This window comes from Nostoc sp. UIC 10630 (assembly GCF_010747425.1).
Taxonomy (GTDB): Bacteria; Cyanobacteriota; Cyanobacteriia; order Cyanobacteriales; family Nostocaceae; genus Nostoc.
The window spans coordinates 1-17,895 of the sequence record NZ_JAAGOG010000072.1; the positions used below are offsets into that span (position 1 = coordinate 1).

General features: G+C 40.5%; 17 protein-coding genes. 10 read left to right on the top strand and 7 right to left on the bottom strand.

Going from position 1 to position 17,895, the window contains the following annotated elements; all coding sequences use genetic code 11:
• The first annotated feature begins 162 nt into the window (after positions 1-162).
• On the top strand, positions 163-1,158 hold the full coding sequence (locus G1O98_RS17880; RefSeq protein WP_163930158.1) for a glycosyltransferase: 996 nt from the start codon (positions 163-165) through the stop codon (positions 1,156-1,158).
• 52 nt (positions 1,159-1,210) lie between these two features.
• On the top strand, positions 1,211-2,272 hold the full coding sequence (gene rfbB / locus G1O98_RS17885; RefSeq protein WP_163930160.1) for a dTDP-glucose 4,6-dehydratase: 1,062 nt from the start codon (positions 1,211-1,213) through the stop codon (positions 2,270-2,272).
• A 49-nt stretch (positions 2,273-2,321) separates the two neighbouring features.
• Here the strand turns inward: rfbB and G1O98_RS17890 are convergent, their stop codons facing one another.
• Both G1O98_RS17890 and G1O98_RS17895 read right to left on the bottom strand, forming a co-directional pair.
• Positions 2,322-2,642, bottom strand: a complete 321-nt coding sequence (locus G1O98_RS17890; RefSeq protein ID WP_163930163.1) for an addiction module antidote protein — start codon at positions 2,640-2,642, stop codon at positions 2,322-2,324.
• A complete protein-coding gene (locus G1O98_RS17895) occupies positions 2,629-2,940 on the bottom strand; it encodes a type II toxin-antitoxin system RelE/ParE family toxin (RefSeq protein WP_345940566.1) in 312 nt (103 codons plus the stop codon). The genes G1O98_RS17890 and G1O98_RS17895 overlap by 14 nt, the downstream gene beginning before the upstream one ends.
• 220 nt (positions 2,941-3,160) lie before the next feature.
• Here G1O98_RS17895 and G1O98_RS17900 point away from each other — a divergent pair, with 220 nt between their 5' ends.
• Positions 3,161-4,354: a serine/threonine-protein kinase gene (locus G1O98_RS17900; protein WP_163930167.1), complete on the top strand. Its 1,194-nt coding sequence runs from the start codon at positions 3,161-3,163 to the stop codon at positions 4,352-4,354.
• A gap of 149 nt (positions 4,355-4,503) precedes the next feature.
• On the opposite strand, the gene msrA is transcribed toward G1O98_RS17900, so the two are convergent.
• Entirely contained in the window at positions 4,504-5,172 is a 669-nt protein-coding gene (gene msrA, locus G1O98_RS17905; RefSeq protein WP_163930169.1) for a peptide-methionine (S)-S-oxide reductase MsrA, read from the bottom strand.
• A gap of 170 nt (positions 5,173-5,342) precedes the next feature.
• Here msrA and G1O98_RS17910 point away from each other — a divergent pair, with 170 nt between their 5' ends.
• The gene (locus G1O98_RS17910) at positions 5,343-5,837 is read left to right on the top strand and encodes a DUF202 domain-containing protein (RefSeq protein ID WP_163930171.1); all 495 of its coding nucleotides are present in this window, start codon (positions 5,343-5,345) and stop codon (positions 5,835-5,837) included.
• A 203-nt stretch (positions 5,838-6,040) separates the two neighbouring features.
• On the opposite strand, the gene G1O98_RS17915 is transcribed toward G1O98_RS17910, so the two are convergent.
• Entirely contained in the window at positions 6,041-8,263 is a 2,223-nt protein-coding gene (locus G1O98_RS17915) for a recombinase family protein (protein WP_163930173.1), read from the bottom strand.
• Positions 8,264-8,341: 78 nt separating this feature from the next.
• Between G1O98_RS17915 and G1O98_RS17920 the strand changes: the two genes are divergently transcribed.
• Together G1O98_RS17920 and G1O98_RS17925 are read left to right on the top strand one after the other, a co-directional pair.
• Positions 8,342-9,697 carry a proton extrusion protein PcxA gene (locus G1O98_RS17920; RefSeq protein ID WP_175586741.1) on the top strand — a complete coding sequence of 452 codons (1,356 nt, stop codon included), beginning with the start codon at positions 8,342-8,344 and terminating at the stop codon, positions 9,695-9,697.
• A gap of 118 nt (positions 9,698-9,815) precedes the next feature.
• Complete coding sequence (locus tag G1O98_RS17925; protein ID WP_163930176.1) at positions 9,816-11,108, top strand: murein transglycosylase A; 1,293 nt, start codon at positions 9,816-9,818, stop codon at positions 11,106-11,108.
• Positions 11,109-11,220: 112 nt separating this feature from the next.
• Here the strand turns inward: G1O98_RS17925 and G1O98_RS17930 are convergent, their stop codons facing one another.
• The 3 genes from G1O98_RS17930 to G1O98_RS17940 all read right to left on the bottom strand — a co-directional run bounded on the left by G1O98_RS17930 (position 11,221) and on the right by G1O98_RS17940 (position 12,674).
• Positions 11,221-11,454 (bottom strand): DUF3134 domain-containing protein, encoded by a 234-nt coding sequence (locus G1O98_RS17930; protein WP_114082879.1) that lies wholly within the window; start codon positions 11,452-11,454, stop codon positions 11,221-11,223.
• A gap of 203 nt (positions 11,455-11,657) precedes the next feature.
• Positions 11,658-12,086, bottom strand: a complete 429-nt coding sequence (locus tag G1O98_RS17935) for a hypothetical protein (RefSeq protein ID WP_163930178.1) — start codon at positions 12,084-12,086, stop codon at positions 11,658-11,660.
• Between the two features lie 420 nt (positions 12,087-12,506).
• Complete coding sequence (locus tag G1O98_RS17940) at positions 12,507-12,674, bottom strand: hypothetical protein (RefSeq protein WP_163930180.1); 168 nt, start codon at positions 12,672-12,674, stop codon at positions 12,507-12,509.
• Positions 12,675-13,111: 437 nt separating this feature from the next.
• Between G1O98_RS17940 and G1O98_RS17945 the strand changes: the two genes are divergently transcribed.
• From G1O98_RS17945 to G1O98_RS17960, 4 genes are all read left to right on the top strand, one after another.
• Positions 13,112-13,732 carry a hypothetical protein gene (locus G1O98_RS17945; RefSeq protein ID WP_163930182.1) on the top strand — a complete coding sequence of 207 codons (621 nt, stop codon included), beginning with the start codon at positions 13,112-13,114 and terminating at the stop codon, positions 13,730-13,732.
• 14 nt (positions 13,733-13,746) lie between these two features.
• Positions 13,747-14,124 (top strand): hypothetical protein, encoded by a 378-nt coding sequence (locus G1O98_RS17950; RefSeq protein ID WP_012410598.1) that lies wholly within the window; start codon positions 13,747-13,749, stop codon positions 14,122-14,124.
• Complete coding sequence (locus G1O98_RS17955; RefSeq protein WP_163930184.1) at positions 14,072-16,819, top strand: hypothetical protein; 2,748 nt, start codon at positions 14,072-14,074, stop codon at positions 16,817-16,819. Before G1O98_RS17950 ends, G1O98_RS17955 begins: the two co-directional genes overlap by 53 nt.
• A 210-nt stretch (positions 16,820-17,029) precedes the next feature.
• Complete coding sequence (locus G1O98_RS17960; protein WP_163930186.1) at positions 17,030-17,860, top strand: hypothetical protein; 831 nt, start codon at positions 17,030-17,032, stop codon at positions 17,858-17,860.
• Positions 17,861-17,895: the final 35 nt, after the last annotated feature.

The following is a 17,895-nucleotide window of genomic DNA, read 5'->3' on the forward strand; positions in this document are numbered from 1 at the left end:
ACCCCAAGCGGAGGGGGAGCAAGGGAGCAGGGGGACAGGGAGGACAAGGGGAGAATTAGTCAAGTTTCTTCCTTGTCTACCCCCTCTTCCTTGTCTACTATATCTCTTCTCAATGCCCCATTCCCAATGCCCAATTCCAATTCCTAATGCCCTAATAAAATTATGAGAAAACTTTACTTTTTACTCCCCGGTACAGATGGCAAATTTGCCTGTGGTGGTCTTTGGGCTGAGTTAAAAGCACTTAATTTGGCTCAGAATTTCTGTAGTGCTGATGTTGTAACTTACCGTCAACGAGAAAAAGATAAGCTTTTTATTGATGATTTACTAAAAGAGAAAAATTTAAGTCATGTAATTTTTGTCATCAGTTGGGGATTTGATATAGCTCAACTCGTGGCTAAACTTAAGCAATACAATGTGGTTTACCATGCACATAGTCCAGGTTATCCATTTAGGCTACCTGCGAGTATTCCGATTGTTACTGTTAGCCGCTATACAATGGGATATTGGGGAGAAAAATCACCTAATTCTCTGATTTATTATTTGCCCAATCAAATTTCTGATGAGTTCCAAAATTTAGGTCTGGAACGGGATATTGATGTTTTAGTCCAGGCTCGAAAATCTTCTGAGTATTTAATTAAAGAATTGATTCCAGCGTTGCAAAAACGTTGTAAAGTATTGGTTGTTGATTCATACATAGAGGATTTACCCGGACTATTTAACCGAGCTAAGGTTTACCTCTATGATTCGGCTGAGTACTGGGCACAACAGGGCGTTAGTGAAGGATTTGGTCTACAACCAATGGAAGCTCTTGCCTGTGGTTGTCAAGTATTTTCTAGTGTTAACGGAGGACTGGCAGATTACTTAGATCCTGGATTTAATTGCTATAAAATTGCTGGATATTCTCAAGAATATGATGTGCAACGTATTCTGAAAGTGATTGATTCTTCAGCAAATTTTAGTTTATCTGAAGATTTTTTGATTGAGCATCGGAATGAAAATATTATTAAGCGTTTCCAAGTTATTCTGGATGAGTTAAATGAGTTTTTTGATCACAAGATCCAACAGCCATCTAATATTAAGAGTTTGACGAAAATACGTATGGCAAAATTGCTCGCTCAGAGGATATATGGGAAGCTGAGGAAGAAATATTTTAAGTAATAGAAACGCACCGCAGAGGCGCACAGATCACAGAGAGAAGAGAGGAAATTGAATGAGTCGGCGGTTATTAGTTACTGGGGGTGCGGGGTTTATTGGGGCGAATTTTGTCCATCACTGGTGTCAGGTTTATCCAGATGACCGGGTGGTGGTGTTGGATGCGCTTACATACGCGGGGAATCGTCTGAATTTGGCGGCGGTTGAGGGAAGAGAGAATTTTCGGTTTGTGCAGGGGGATATTTGCGATCGCACCATCATAGACAACCTATTATCAACCGAAAATATAGATACTCTCGCCCATTTTGCTGCTGAATCTCATGTTGATCGTTCGATTCTTGGGCCGGCAGCTTTTGTGCAAACTAATGTGGTGGGAACTTTCACGCTGCTGGAAGCTTTTCGCCAATATTGGGAGGCTAAAGCACAGCCATCTAATTATCGTTTCCTACACGTTTCGACTGATGAAGTTTACGGTAGTTTGAGCCCAGATGATGCAGCTTTTTCGGAAACGACACCTTACGCTCCTAATAGTCCCTATTCAGCTTCCAAAGCTGGTAGTGATCACTTAGTCAGGGCTTATTATCATACTTATAAACTTCCCACAATTATCACAAATTGCTCTAATAATTACGGGCCTTATCAATTTCCCGAAAAGCTAATTCCCCTGATGTGCATCAACACTTTAATAGGTAAACCATTACCTGTTTATGGCGATGGTAAAAATGTGCGGGATTGGCTTTATGTGGTCGATCATTGTCGTGCTTTGGATGTGGTAATCAATCATGGTCAACCAGGGGAAACCTACAATATTGGTGGCAACAATGAGGTGGAAAATCTCAACCTGGTGCAGCTTTTGTGTGAAATGATGGATGAATTAGCACCTGATTTACCAATACGTCCAGCAAAGGAATTGATTACTTTTGTCAAGGATAGACAGGGACACGACAGGAGATATGCAATTAATGCCAACAAAATTAAAACTCAGCTTGGTTGGACACCTTCTGTAACAATTGCTGAGGGTTTACGTTTAACTGTTGAATGGTATCTCAATCATCGTGATTGGTGGGAACCTCTGCTGTCTGCCGAATATCAAGCTTACTATCGCAAAAATTATTTGTAACCCACATTCTGCACCCAATAGTGCCACCATCGATAATTACTGTTGTGATTCACTCTGCCGATGGAGGCATGATTTTTTGTGGGGTGAGACAATATCCTAGCGCTTTCATAATGGAATTGACGTTTTTAAGGCGCGGGTTGCCATTGCTGGATAAGGCTTTTTGCAATCCTCGACGGGTCATCCCTGTTTGCTCGGCTATCTCGCTAATTCCTTGTACACGGGCAACAACGCGCAAGGATGCTAACAATGCACCGGAATCGTTGTCTTCTGCATATTCCTGAAATATTTCGGTCAAATAATCGTCGATTTCTTCCGGGTGCTTACGGAAGTACTCTTCCTCAAATTCATCAAGTGTTCTAAATTTTCTCACTGTTTAGGTACTCCTTCCAGTAGGCTTTTGCGTCTTCGATGTCCTGATTCTGTGTGCTTTTGTCGCCTCCACACAGTACGACAACGATATTTTCAGCATCTTCACCGAAATAGACGCGATAACCAGAACCAAAGAACATTCGCAACTCGCTTAAACCATCTCCTATTGGCGCAACATCGCCGTAATTGCCTTGTTCAAGGCGGCGTAGGCGTTGCAGTATGCGTCGTTTTCCTTGTTGATCGCGTAAATTATCCATCCACTCTGCAAACGGCTCGTAACCGTCTTGATTGGCATAGATGATAATCTGTTTTGCTTGTGCTTCTTTAGCCACTTTTAATCTCTACTATAAATATTTATAGCATGTGCGAATAATAATTCGCACTAATTTTATAGTGAACCCCAAAATTGGAATTTTCAACTGCTTTATATAAATTATCTGGCTCCCACAATTTCTCTAGATAATGACTATCCTTGAATATAAGGGAATCAGATCGGCGTAAACTGCCAGCAGGTGTAAGATGCTGCAACCAGAACAGATATTACAAGATCGTTATCAAATCCAACACCAACTTGGTAACAATGGAATTCGTCAAACTTGGCTTGCAAAGGATTTACTAGCCTCTGATGGCGAAAATTCGACCGTTGTGGTTAAACTTTTAGCCTTTGGCGGTACTGTACAGTGGGATGATTTAAAACTTTTTGAGAGGGAAGCACAAATTCTTAAAACAATAAGTCATCCCCGCATTCCTAGATATATAGATTATTTTTGTATTGACGATCGCACTCTCTGGTTTGGCTTAATACAACAATATATTCCTGGTGAGTCGCTTAAAGAAAAACTTGCTCTTGGCAAAAGGTTTACTGAAAAGCGAGCGAGAAAAATCGCAGGTGAGATTTTAAATATTCTCATGTATCTACATGAGTTAAATCCAGGAGTGTTACATAGAGATATTAAACCGAGTAATTTAATCTGGGGCGAAGATAATCGGATTTATTTAGTTGATTTTGGTGCAGTACAAGATAAAGCGGCAAGAGAAGGCGTTACTTTCACCGTTGTGGGTACTTATGGTTATGCCCCAATGGAACAATTTGGTGGTCGAGCAGTTCCAGCTTCAGACCTCTATGCACTGGGTGCAACTCTGATTCATTTGCTGACTGGGACTTGCCCCTCTGATTTACCTCAGCAGGATTTGCGACTGCAATTTGCAGACCGAGTTAATCTCAGTCCTAGTTTTAGCAGTTGGCTACAAAAGTTAATAGAACCCGCTCCCGAACAACGATTTACTGATGCTCGCCAAGCGCTGAATGCTCTCAAATCTGGCCTGGCTGTGAAATCTGCAAACAGAAGTCAGCTTTTACCGTTAAGAGAAATAATTAACAATTCTGGATGCGGCATAAGTAATCAAAATGAAACAGTCCCAGAGGAAATTCTCGGTTGGAACTGGGGCGCATTTCTCATGCCTTGGTTGTGGATGTGGCCAAACCAAGTATGGTATGGGCTATTTTGCTTTGTACCACATGGTTGGTGGTTAATGGCGATCGCACTTGGTGCTAAAGGCAATGAATGGGCTTGGAAAAGTAGGCAGTGGCGAAGTATTGAACAATTCAAAGCCCATCAAAGAGGCTGGGCGATCGCTGGTATTCTAATTGGAGCGCCTATTAGTATTATGCTGTGGGTTCGAGCGATCGCTTTGCTAAAAGCTGCATTTTAGTTAGGGATTGGGAATTGAGAATGGGGAATAGGGAATGGGGAATGGGGAATGGGGAATTGGGAAAGAGGGGGCAGAAGTTCTTTAATTTTGAATTTTGAATTTTGAATTTTGAATTGATTTCTCCCCTGCCCTTTTCCCCTTCCTTCTTTCTAACCGCTCACTTGCGATTCAACTACACCCACGGGACAAGAAACATTTGTCCCTCCTAAACCACAATACCCATTAGGATTTTTAGCCAGGTATTGCTGATGATAGGCTTCTGCGTAATAGAATTCCGGTGCATCTAAGATTTCTGTAGTAATCTTGCCATAACCTGCATCGTTGAGAGCTTGCTGATAAGCTTCCCGTGATGCTTCTGCTAGCTGCTTTTGGCTTTCAGAATAGACATAAATTCCCGAACGGTATTGAGTGCCAGCATCATTACCTTGGCGCATCCCTTGGGTAGGATTGTGGCTTTCCCAAAAGACTTTGAGTAGTTCAGAATAACTAATTACTTTGGGATCAAACACAACCAACACCACTTCATTGTGACCGGTTCGCCCACTACATACTTCTTCATAAGTGGGGTTGGGTGTGAATCCAGCAGCGTAACCCACTGCGGTGGTGTAAACTCCTTTAAGTTGCCAAAATTTGCGTTCTGCACCCCAAAAACAGCCCAAGCCAAAGATTGCCTTCTCTAATCCATCGGGATAAGGAGCTTTTAAAGGATTATTGTTGACATAATGAGCAGCAGGTACTGACATAGACTGCGCCCTTCCTGATAAAGCTTCTTCTGGTGTGGGCATAACTTGCTTTTTGCCAAATCCGAATAGTGCCATTGATTTTGACTCTGATATATATCTTTACCTTATTTACTATTGTAAAGATTCTTGCGATCGCTTGGGGTTTTCTCTTAGCCGTGACTAGCTTGTGTTGAACTTGTGGCGCTAGTTCATGCTATTCATCATTATGAATACTTTTCAAGAGTAAGTAGTCGTCAGAAGTACTTATGGATAAAATACCAAAAATCGATCGTCAAAGGGAGCATCAAGCGAACGAACGTACTTTTCTAGCTTGGCTACGTACTTCTATTTCATTGATTGGTTTTGGTTTTGCTATTGCGCGATTTGGTATATTTCTGCAACAGCTGAATATTGCTATTACTCAACAAGAAACTCCGGTAAATCCATTATCCAACTCGGAAAATTTGGGTGTTGCTTTGGTAGTTTTTGGAATTTTGGCTGTTGCATTAGCCGCATGGCGATACAACCAAGTTTTCTGGCAAATTGAACGAGCAGATTATAAACCAAATAGGATCATCGTTTGGATAATGACTGGAGTAGTAATTGTTTTGGGACTTTTCAGTATTCCTTTGCTCTTAAGGCGTGATAAAGTCCTTCCTCGCTCTCCTTTTCCGACTCAACCACAGTCACGTCGCTTTGCTCCGAATTCAAAATTCAAAATTCAAAATTCAAAATTCAAAATTAATTATCCCCATTCATAAATTTAGAGGCTTGTATCCTTTTATTTATCGATACAGAAAATTCTAGGATGTTCAAATTGCTTCCCCTGCCACAAACTTTTTTGCTTGAGACTAGAAAACGAAACTCAACCTGATTGCTGTTTAGTTGATTTTACCCCAAAATATTTTAGGGAGTTTGGCTAACAGAAATAAATATTTTTGTTTGATTAAGATCCCTGACTTTTTTAAGAAGTCGGGGATTTTAGCTTCTCGTTAGTCTCAGAAATAACGGTTACACAAGCATTTACCAAAGGTAATAACGGCCCTAATTGTTCTTGTCCATTTACGGCTAAATCGCTGTGACACAAATAAACTCTCTCGGATACGCGAGATAGTAAATCTGTCAAAATCCTTTGCAGTCGTTCTTCTTCTGCCAATTTCTCATCTTCTGCTGTCCAAGGTTCGCCTAACCTGTCTTGCAAAAAAAACGGCGCACCAAATAACGTCGCTGCGCCACCTTTGGCCCAAAGAGGTGAACCAGCATCTAGCCAAAAATGCCAACGGTGCGATCGCCTGCTAGACCGATATTGAAATATAGTTGCTAAGGTGACGGCCTTTCTCGCTCCACCAATAGGGCGCACAGGGTAAGGGTTGGCGGTGATTGTACCACGTCGCAGTAATTGAATGAATTCGATAATAGTTGTGTGAGGCGTTGTCTCAACTGGGGCAATTTGTCGTAACCTGGTGTCAATTTCCCAGTAGTGTTGGGCGGTTTCTAATAATTCTCGCAGTGCTGCTAGCTGTTCGTAGGGGAGATTGCTACCATTCCACAAGAAGCGCTGAATTGCTCTGTCTAAGAGGGAAATGGGACTGGGAATTAACCGCAGCTCTTGTTGCGATCGCTGCTGTTCTAACCACTCCAATATCTCATTATAGGCTGTAGTAGCCGCATAGCCGATTCTATCCCAGCGCTCGAAGGCTGACACTGGTAGCAAGTTGGGGCGATCGGGATGAGGTACAAAGCAGTAATCTGCGATCAAACCAGCGCGTACCGGATCAATGTGAGTGTTGAGTTGTGAGTGCTGAGTGCTAAGTGAGGAGTGAGGAGTGAGGAGTGAGGAGTTTTCTGGTAGTTGTTGCTTTCGGCTTAAGACAACTAGCATTTCTGCCACGGCATCCCGATCCACGAGGCGGCCCAAGCCGGGATAAACTAGTGCCAGCATGGTGAGTAAGGCGCGAATGACGGGTGAACTAATTAGGGGACGTTGGTCATTGAGCGATTCTACCTGGATGTTTTGTTTGACAAGGATTTCTACTAGAGTATAACGAGCGATCGCATCTAAACCTGGTGCAATAATCGCTACTTCTTCTGCTTGTACTTGCTGTGATTGGATAGCATCAGCAATTACCTCTGCTGTTTGTCGCAATAGTTGAGCGCGGGAGGTAGTTTGAATAGAATGCACAATCTCAGGTAAACTTACCAACACCATTGGTTCTGTGACTAATTCCACCATCTGTTTAGCTTGCTCTCCCAGAGACTCTGGAGGCGGCTCGCTTAAGATTTCTACCCGACAACGCTTTGCTAACCCTTCTAGATATTTGGGGTCTGCTCCTAATCCCAATCGCACTGCACCGTCGGGATTGTAGCTAAACGCGCCGATCGCGCCTCGATCTAATAGCAATTCAAACAAAAGACGCGCTACGCTAGGATAATCGTCAACATCATCTGCCAATACTGCTTGATAGCGTTTAGTTAGGTGCTGTTGGTAGTTGCGATCGCTTAATAAATATTGACTATAGAGTTCGGTAATAATGCCATAAGTTAGTAACCCCCTCTCTAAACACCAGTTACGCCAATTAATAAGCAAAGATGCCAAAAATTCCGGCTCTAAAGTTGTAGTATTTTCCCCCAGACCCCTTGTCAAAATCTGGGCAATATCTTCGCAATGTACACCACTGTAAGCAGCTAATTGCAATAAGTCTAAAATGCGACGCACCAAGCGCGACTCATTCACTCCCGCAACTCGTAAAATTTCTTCGTCTAATTGGGAACGCCAGAGTTTGGTTGCTAACTCTTGTTCCGTTTCTGGCCGCAACCTTACCGGAAACTGGGCCTTCAGGTTCAACGAGTTAATTAGCAACGGCCAAAATAAAATAACTTCATCCTGGAAAAAGCCTAGCGGTGTCTTGGCACGTACCGGATATTTCCCTAATGTGGATGTAACAATGATATCGCCCAACTCTCGGCGATTATCATCATTGGCAGCTAAGACTAAAACTCCTGGCTCTGTTTGTTTAAGATATAAAAATTCAGGTATACGTTCGCCTTTTTTACGTGCTTGCTTATTAGTATAAAATAATTCGGTATGCTGCTTTTCAGGTTGTACCCAACTACAAAATTGCTCTACCAAGCGAGCCGTCTTCCCAGTGCGACTAGTGCCAACAATCCAAACCGAATGAGAAACCACAAACTTTCTCCTTGTAGATTTGCTAATATACCTCGTGGGTTAACTTAAGGTTAAGAATCACCAAATAATGCTGGATGATTGTTTCCAATGAAAAATTCTGTTTTTAGCCAAAAAATCTATTCTTTTCTACTTGCTGCTTATCGATGGTACTTACAGACTCCTGAACGTTCTTTACATGAAGCTTACGATGCAGCATTAAAGATTAAGGAAATAGAAGATAAGCATTTCAGTGGTAATAAAATAGACATTGGTTCAGCCACGTATAGTAACAGCGTGATGGATTATTTTGAGTCAGACCTCAACAAGCTTTTAAAAATTGCTAAGATGCGGCTGACAGAGTTTAGAGCAAGCCGTTGGTTTCTAAATGAAGAGAATCAAAAAGCTGCTCAGAAAGCAGGTATAGAACATCCTAGTCCTTCTTTGGTTTTAGAAAAGCTAAACTTTATCGATCAAGTTATATCCAAATACACCATAAGTTCCGATCAAATAACTTCTAACGCTTTAGCAGTCAAACCTCCAAATCTACCAATTAACTCTGCCATATCTGATGACAAATTGCTGCTCGTCAATACTCCAACGTTACCACCCAAAATACCAACTCAAGACTCGGAGAAAAAACCAAAACCCAAGGGTAAAGTAGATACAACAGGCGTTCTACCCCGTTCTATTTTAAGTACTATCACTCGTCTGCAAGTTGAATTAGATCCTAATTCTGAAAAAGAAGTAATTCAGAATTTTCGTCAAACTCAAAGAAGAACAATAATATCTATCAGGTTTATTTTACTATTAATTATCATACCACTTTTGACGCATCAGATAGCAAAAGCTTTCGTCGTCGGGCCATCTGTTGAGCATTTTAGAAGTAGCGATCAGATGCAGATATTTATCAACTCAGAAATGGAAGAGGAAGCTCTTGAAAAATTAGAAAGATTTGAAGAAAAACTCAAGTTTGAAAATCTCATTATAAATGCTCCTCCACTTTCGTCTGAACAGATGGAAGCTAAAATGGCAAACAAGGCTGTAGAGCTTGCTGAAGAATTTCGTCAAGAAAGCTCTAATGCGATCAAAAATGTTTTTGCAGATATGTTCTCAGTTGGTGCTTTTATCTGGCTTTTGCTTGTTAGCAAGTCTTCTATTGCTGTAGTCAAAGATTTCTTTGATAATATTGTCTATGGACTTAGTGATAGTGCCAAGGCATTTATCATCATTTTGTTTACTGATATATTTGTAGGTTTCCACTCTCCTCATGGCTGGGAAGTACTTCTAGAAGGTGTATCGCGTCATTGGGGATTACCAGCAAATCGAGATTTTATTTTCTTATTTATTGCTACATTCCCAGTGATTTTAGATACCATTTTTAAATATTGGATATTCCGATATTTGAATCGGATATCGCCTTCGGCAGTTGCGACTTATCGTAATATGAATGAATAAGTTATTGGGAATGGGGCTTTGGGCATGGCACAGAGAATGAATGACTAATGACTCTCGCTTTTCGGTTTAATTTTTGAATTTGAGCGAAGTGGGATAATCTCAAAAATTTTGAATTTTGATGAAAAAGACACTTGCTGAGTTAGGAAAGTTTAGCAAATTTATCGCTATTGGCTTACCTGTGGTTTTGTCGATTTTTCTAGTGCGGATGCAATCTTTGGCGCATCAAGAACTCAGTCCGTCAGAATGTCGGTTGAAAAAGTGGGATATACCAGTTTCCTTGACTGGTGAAAACCAAAATGTACTTCCACAAAAGCAAAAAGCACCATTAATTCAGAGACTACCAATTACTTGTTGTCAAGGTGATACATCTTGCTTGGATGAACTTCTCTATGGAGAAATACCAGACAAAAAGGCGCTATTGAGTGCGATCGCTCAAAGTCTCCAATACTTGCAAACGGCTAATGCTGCAACTGCTTATCAGAACTACCAGGTAGCTGGAATTACACGCGATCGCGTCTTCAAAAGCTTGAAAAGATTCCGCGAACTCGTCTTGACAACTAATTCTGCAACCGAATTACATCAAGCCATCGAGCGAGAATTTGTTCTTTACCAGTCAGTCGGTAAAGATAATCAAGGTTCCGTTTTATTCACCGCCTATTATGAACCGATTTACGCAGCCAGTCGCGTCCCCACACCAGAATATCGCTATCCTGTTTATCGATTACCTCCTGATTTAAACTCCTGGCCTAAGCCGCATCCGACACGAGAGGAGTTAGAAGGAGCAGATGGTTTACAAGGCGCAAAAGGGAAATTACGAGGATTAGAGTTGTTTTGGTTTCGCGATCGCCTCGAACCATATCTAACTCAAATTCAAGGTTCAGCGAAACTTCAGCTTCCCGATGGGACTCAAACAACAATTGGTTACGCAGGTAATACCGCTTATAATTACAAGAGCATTGGGCGAGAATTAGTTAATGATGGCAAATTACCCCTAGAAGGTGTAACTATGCCAATTATTCTCGACTATTTCCAAAAGCATCCCCAAGAATTAAATATTTATATTCCGCGCGATCGTAGTTTTGTTTTTTTTCAAAAAAATCACGGTGAACCAGCTCAAGGTTCGATCAACGTACCCCTAACAGCAGAGCGTTCCATCGCTACAGATAAATCTCTCATGCCTCCTGGTGCTTTAGCGTTGATTCGCGCTTCTATTCCTTTCGCTAATCCTACCGGAAAACTGGAGGAGCGTATCATTAGCCGCTATGTTCTTGACCAAGATACTGGTGGCGCAATTAAAGGTGCAGGTAGGGTAGATTATTTTTTAGGTACTGGGAAATTAGCAGGCGATCGCGCTGGTGTCACAGTCAGCAATGGACAATTATTTTATCTACTACTCAAATCCAAGAATTAAACCCACTCGCGCTTTCATACTAAGAATCCCGACTTCTCTAAAAAAAGCCGGGATTCTTAGCCTTTCGGCATTAATGAAACGCTTGGGGTAATTACAAATTACGAATTACAAATTACGCTTCTATATCCATATCACCATCATCATCGTCATGATCGTAAGGGATATCATCAAGGTCGATCATTTCTGAAATTTCTTCTACTTCATTTAGATACTCAGATTCTTGATGTTCACGCTCAATTAGACGACCAGTTGACTTTAGCCATTCCAAAAGAATAAATTCATTACTTGTACGAATTACAGGCGCTCGTTGGTTACGAGGTTCTTCACGCAAAGGACTGATAGGCATAAAAAAGACTCACTTTGAATTATGGATCGCTGTACAAAAACAGAAAAATTGTACATTTAAGGTTAAAAGGCTCGTTAGGCAAGACTTTTATGAACAAATAAAATATGAACTATTGAGTTTTTTATTCTCTTGTCCGTCTACTTACTTACCATTAAAATGTCTTTGCGTCAGCCTTAATCATAAATCTTAAAGCGGACACAATCTCACAAAGCATTTGGTACCTTGCCGAGAGTTTCATACATATCAGAGGGTAATGCAGACAATCTGTTCGCTACAGCGACTGCATCAGCTAAATTGCTAAATTGACACCGGACAATCTCTTGTCCATTTCCTGAAGGAAATCGCTTTCTAGCTTTGTTAGATACAGCACAAATAATCGCTAAAGCTTTGGCGAACCCATCTTTTGTTAAGATTGTTTCTTGAGCGAACCCTTCAACAGGGATAAGACAAACCTCAAACCGATAGCCAGGTCTGGGAGAAACAGCTATATCGATATAAGGTTTATCTTCTTTTCTGATTCTGCGTAAATATTTGGCTGTGGAATTAGTGTCGTGCAAATCAGTCCCAAGGGCGTAAGTAAAGAAACAATCTTCTGTGAGAGACTCAGGACGGGTAATTATATCCGTTGGCATAAGTTTAAGTACTATCCGTATGTTGTCTGCGTTTGTGACACACTAAACTTGTCCGTTCTTTTTAGCATATTTTTTGAAAGTGAGAGGTATCCGTTTCACGCCAGGTATTGCAATACAGTTCTACTCACTAAAAATTTCAATTTTTGCAATCCTTAAAGACTCTCATCTTTAAAGGATAAATTTGCAATATAAACTGACAAAAAACACCTCCAGAAGCAAAGTTTGTAGAGATTTAGATTCGGAGAGGTGTCTACATAGTCAGTTACATGACCGAAAATATTTCTCAACTATCTTATCATAACATAGTTGACGGTTGAACTTTTTTCAACTATGTCTGACCCATAGATGCAAGGTCAACAACAGCATTAAGTTGTATTCAATTCCGATTTTTAGATAATTAAAGACACAGAGGATGAATAGTTAGTGCGATCGCATCATCTCATCTAAGAATCCGAATAAATTATTTACAGGACTGTCGCTGAACCCATTGGGTGAGTTGGCAATAGCTGAGACAATTAGTGGTATAACATAATCTGCAAAAGTATTCCCATCTTTTACCAGTGGGATACTGTAGCCACTACGTTGCAAACTTACTCAAACTTGTAACAAGTATGTCGTAAATTGTAATATACAAGAAAAAGATAACACCTCACAAAACGGTTACTGGGAGGAATAAAATGTTTTCTATAGAACTTGTAACTACGCGTTCAAGCATTGGCTCGCGTTTCTACTGAATTCCGCAGCTTCTAATTGAGGCAAAAGCACTGAGATAGAAAGAGTTTAGGAGAACGATGGCAGTTATGGTTTAAAGCTTGAAACCTCGTTTCTCAAACCACGCATACTTACCTTATTAAACTAAAATTAATATTTTATTAATTTAAATTAATAATAGTTTGTATATAATGTAAGACTTTACTGCGAACTTCATCATTCCATTACAAATGAATGTTCAATCATGTTAAGTTCTAAGTAAGCGTAAGATTTTAGACAACCAACACTCAAGTACACCATAGGAAAATTAGCAAATGTCTAGACAAAGTTCTCATAAGAGAAACTTTTTCAAAGCTTTAACTGGTAGCGCAGTCAAAGGATCTCATAAGTTAAGACTGGGACTGGAATCCAGCTTGATTATTTTGGTGGAATCTGTTCCTTTTTTGATTGCTTGTGCTGTACTTATAAGCGTTATCAGTCTAAAAAGTCCTATCCTGCTCTTTTGTTTACTCGTTGGTAGTTTAATTGCAGTCATCACCCAGCAAATTGGGCAGCAGGTAAATTTACCAAAGCGATCGCTAATATTATTGCAAATTCTAGCAGCAGCCATCATCCTAAGTTTTTATTGGTTAGACTGTTTTGCAGGCCCCGCACAAGCACAGTTTTTTGGGGAAGCTGAAAAGTTTTTCAAAAAAACCTTAAGTGATGGTTCAACAACCAATAGTGGTGGTAGCAACACAGCTGTAAGTTTGATATTTAATGTGTTGCGGGCGATTTACTTACTATATATTGCAATCTCCCTGGTCGGTGTGATCAACGCAGTACGTAAAGATGAAGATTGGCAAAGCATTGCCAGAACTCCCCTATTAGTCGTTGTTGCTGTTACTATTGCTGATGTACTCACACGCTTTGTAATTGGCGATAGCAGTAAATAATTCAGATATTTCAAATGTCTCAAGAGCGGGAACAAGAATTTCGTCCAGTTAATCAGGTTCTGGGAAGCCAACCTTCTCTAGGGCCCATCCCTGCCGATCAAATTCTTCCTTGGACGGTGATTGCCTTAGCCTCCTACTTTATTATCAATGGAATTTTTGGGGGTCTTTTCCAAGAAGAGTTTCAAAAATGGTTGTGGACAGTACTAATGACTGGTTGGGGAATAGGAACCTGGTGGATTTTAACTGGTGGTAGGAGTTGGAGTTTTTTAAGTAAATTTATTGGCGTTCCCGCTTGGACAAGAGGCTTTGCTCGTTATCAAAGCTTACTGGAAGTTAACCATGAAGCAAAAAATCGGAAAACAAAGCGTCGGCATCGCCGGAAACGAAAGTAGATTAACACCATTTGAAGATGCCTTACACTTGGCGACAATGTTACGTGTCGCCATGAATGGACGCGATATTGGCGCGTACCTTTTGACAAAAGGCACTCAAAAAGATCGGTTTTGCTTTGTTTTTGGTTTTGACTGTAAGGGAATTCATACTACTTTAAGACCCGAACAAATCGATACACTTTTTAATAACATTGAAGCTGGATTAAAAGATATCCCTAGCGGTGAAAGAATGACACTGCATTTGGGATCTTTTAGTTCCGACAAAGAACGCCAAAAAGAATTAGCATCACTAATCAAAAATGCGCCATCACGAGATATCAAATACTTGTTGATGGCAGAAAGAGCCAGAGTCAAAGAACTGACTGTTTCTGGTGTTCGCAAGCCAAAATTTTTGCGGATTTATGTCACTTACACCATTGAATCTAACTCGCAACATGCAGATGACTGGATAGAGAAGCTTTTAGTCAAAGCTGAAGCATGGTGGTTGAAATTCAAAGGTGAACTCTCAGAAGTAGAAAATCAGCGCATCGAAACCCTAATCACAAATGCTTACAAGCAGGGTTTTCTGCGCTGGGAACAGATTTTATCTAACCAAATGGGATTGGATATCAAACCTTTGACAGCAGATGAACTCTGGAAAGAGGTCTGGAAAAGGTTTAATGATACAGAGGCAATAGAGATTCCTCAGTTGATGACCTTAGATGAACAAGGACTGCATGAGCAAGCTAATTCAGATTTAGCTAGTACTAAATTGCTCATAGACAATATCCACGGCACAACTTTGCTGATGGAGTCTAGCGTACCTTGTGCCGATCGCCGTTGGGTTAATGTTAACAATCGTTATATTGGCGCACTGTCATTTCTCGAAAAACCCGGAGGTTGGCCAAATAAATCTTCCCAACTGCGATATTTATGGGAACTGTTGGCCAGAGAACGAGTAGTAGATACAGAGATTTTTTGTGAGTTGACTGCCGCAAATCCAGCAATGGTAAAAACGACTTTACAACGAGTACTGAAGCAGTCAAACATGACGACAATCATGGCTCAAGAAAAAAGTAAAACCATTGATGTCAACGCTCAATTGAAGCTGAAGAAATCGGTAGCGGCGCAAGAACAATTATTTGAAGGTGCAGTTCCGATTTATACGAGTATCGCTATTTTGGTACATCGTCCAACAGTCGAAAAATTAGATGAGGCAACAAGGTATATTGAAAACTGTTTTCAACGTCCAGCAAGGGTAATTAGGGAAACTGAATATGCTTGGAAAATTTGGCTGCAAACTCTACCAATAGTTTGGGAAGGTTTATTAGCAACACCCTTTAACCGTCGTCAGCTATATTTAACCAGTGAAGTTCCCGGATTAATGCCTTTAGTTTTAACTAAACGGGGTGATAAAGAAGGCTTTGAATTGATTGCCGAAGAAGGCGGAACACCCGTACATTTAGATTTGTTTAATCAACACAAAAATTTAGCTTTGTTTGCGACAACTCGTGCTGGTAAATCGGTATTAGTCTCAGGGATTTTAACTCAAGCTTTGGCGCATGGCATTCCTGTAGTGGCGTTAGATTTCCCTAAACCTGATGGTACATCAACTTTCACAGACTATACAGAGTTTATGGAGGGGAATGGAGCCTATTTTGATATCTCTAAACAATCAAATAACTTATTTGAACAGCCAGATTTGCGATCGCTAGAACCAGAACAACAGCGCGATCGCTTTAACGATTATACCGCCTTCCTAGAATCAGCTTTAATGACAATGGTTTTAGGATCGTCCACTGAAAGTCAAATTTTATCGCAAACAGTGCGATCGCTGCTCAACCTAGCTTTAGAAGCCTTCTTTACAGATGAGGGCATCAAAGAGCGATATCGACAGGCGATGATGGCAGGATTCGGCACTCTGGCTTGGCAGAAAACCCCAACCTTGAAAGATTTTCTTTATTTCTGCTCGCCAGAATACTTGCAGCTAGATTCTTTAAGTGGCAGAGTAGAAGACGCTCTGAGTCAAATTCAACTACGCTTGCGGTTTTGGCTCTCTAGTCGGGTGGGACAAGCTATTTCTGCACCATCTAGCTTTCCTACTGATGCACAACTGTTAGTTTTTGCTCTCAGAAACTTATCAGATAGTGAAGATGCAGCCGTACTATCCTTGAGTGCCTATTCAGCAGCATTACGACGGGCATTAAGTAGTCCAGCTTCTATATTCTTTATTGACGAAGCACCAATTTTATTTGAATTCGAGCAAATCTCTGACTTAGTTGGCAGAATTTGTGCCAACGGTGCTAAAGCCGGTATCAGAGTCATCTTATCAGGACAAGATCCTGATACCATTGCCAAATCTAAAGCTGCATCTAAAATTTTGCAAAACTTGACAACACGACTAATTGGAAGGATTCAACCAGTTGCAGTGGATAGTTTTGCAGATATCTTAAAATATCCCCGCAACATTATTTCTCGTAATGCTTCAGAAAGCTTTTTTCCCCGCAAAGAAGGTGTCTATAGCCAATGGCTATTAGATGATAACGGTATTTATACATTCTGTCGTTATTATCCAGGTTATGAACAATTGGCAGCAGTTGCTAATAACCCCTCTGAACAAACTGCCCGGAGTAAAATGATGCAACTCCACAACAATAAATATGAAGCAATTTCTGCCTTTGCACGTCAGTTAGTGGCTACTTTACGTAGTAGTTAATCATGGAGTTTATCATGGACATCTCGGTTGCTCGTAAGCAAAGGCAGACAAGATATTTACCCCAAATATGTAGTTTCACATTTAACTTAGTTAGGGCGCTCATATTGCCCAACCCACAATAATTTAATTTTGTTTTGCAACTTTCTTTCTTGTAAATTAAATCCTACTTACAGCAAACTTAATTGCATCTACTTTTTGAGGTACAGAAATATGAGAAAAACTACCATTTTTACTTTGACATTGCTATCTTTGGCAATCCTACCAGCAATGGCACAAATTCAGACGGGGGCATTAGGCCAGGTTTGGACTGATTTTCAATCATATTCTACAGATTTGCAAAACTACCTTCAATATAATCTGAGCGACAACTTAAAGCCTGTAGAAGTACAGAGTCAAAATGCTCTGAGTAATGCCAGAGGAGAATTGAATATACCTAACCCTGTTATCGCTGGGCAAAGAGTTCGTGATAATTTGATTCTCTACTCTTATAATTCCGACTCAAGAGCAGGTCGCTTTGAGAATAATTCAGCAGTGCGGGGAAATTTAATTAGTAATGAACTCAATCGGGTAATTACCCGTGGAGTAGCGGTAGGGATTCTTGGCGAAAAGGGACAAATTCGGACAAAATCAAAGTTAGAAAATACAGAGAGAAGTCTGCAAGATATTGCCGGATCAAATGATGCTGATAACCAGATTAATAGCTTTAAGAATAAATTGGAAAGTACTGGTATTGACACGGCTGCTAAACAAGTTATAAGTATTGCCGATAACTTGCTAGGTCAGGGCTTATTAGCATTGTTAACTACCAACCAAGAAACCATTAAAATCCAACAGGAGCAATCGAAAATCGTAGCTGAAACATTTGCTCAAACATTACAAAATAATCAGTCTTTGCAATACTCAAATTTAAACTTAGCAAATATTTCTCAGCAGGCAGAAGAGGCAAATCGCGCTCGGAGAGTAGAAACTTCTACAGAAGCCGCGAGACTTTTGCGGGCGAGTTCTCAACTAGATTTGTTTGGCAGAAAGCTTAATAATTGAAATTTAAAATTGATAAATCTCAATTCTTCTGATTC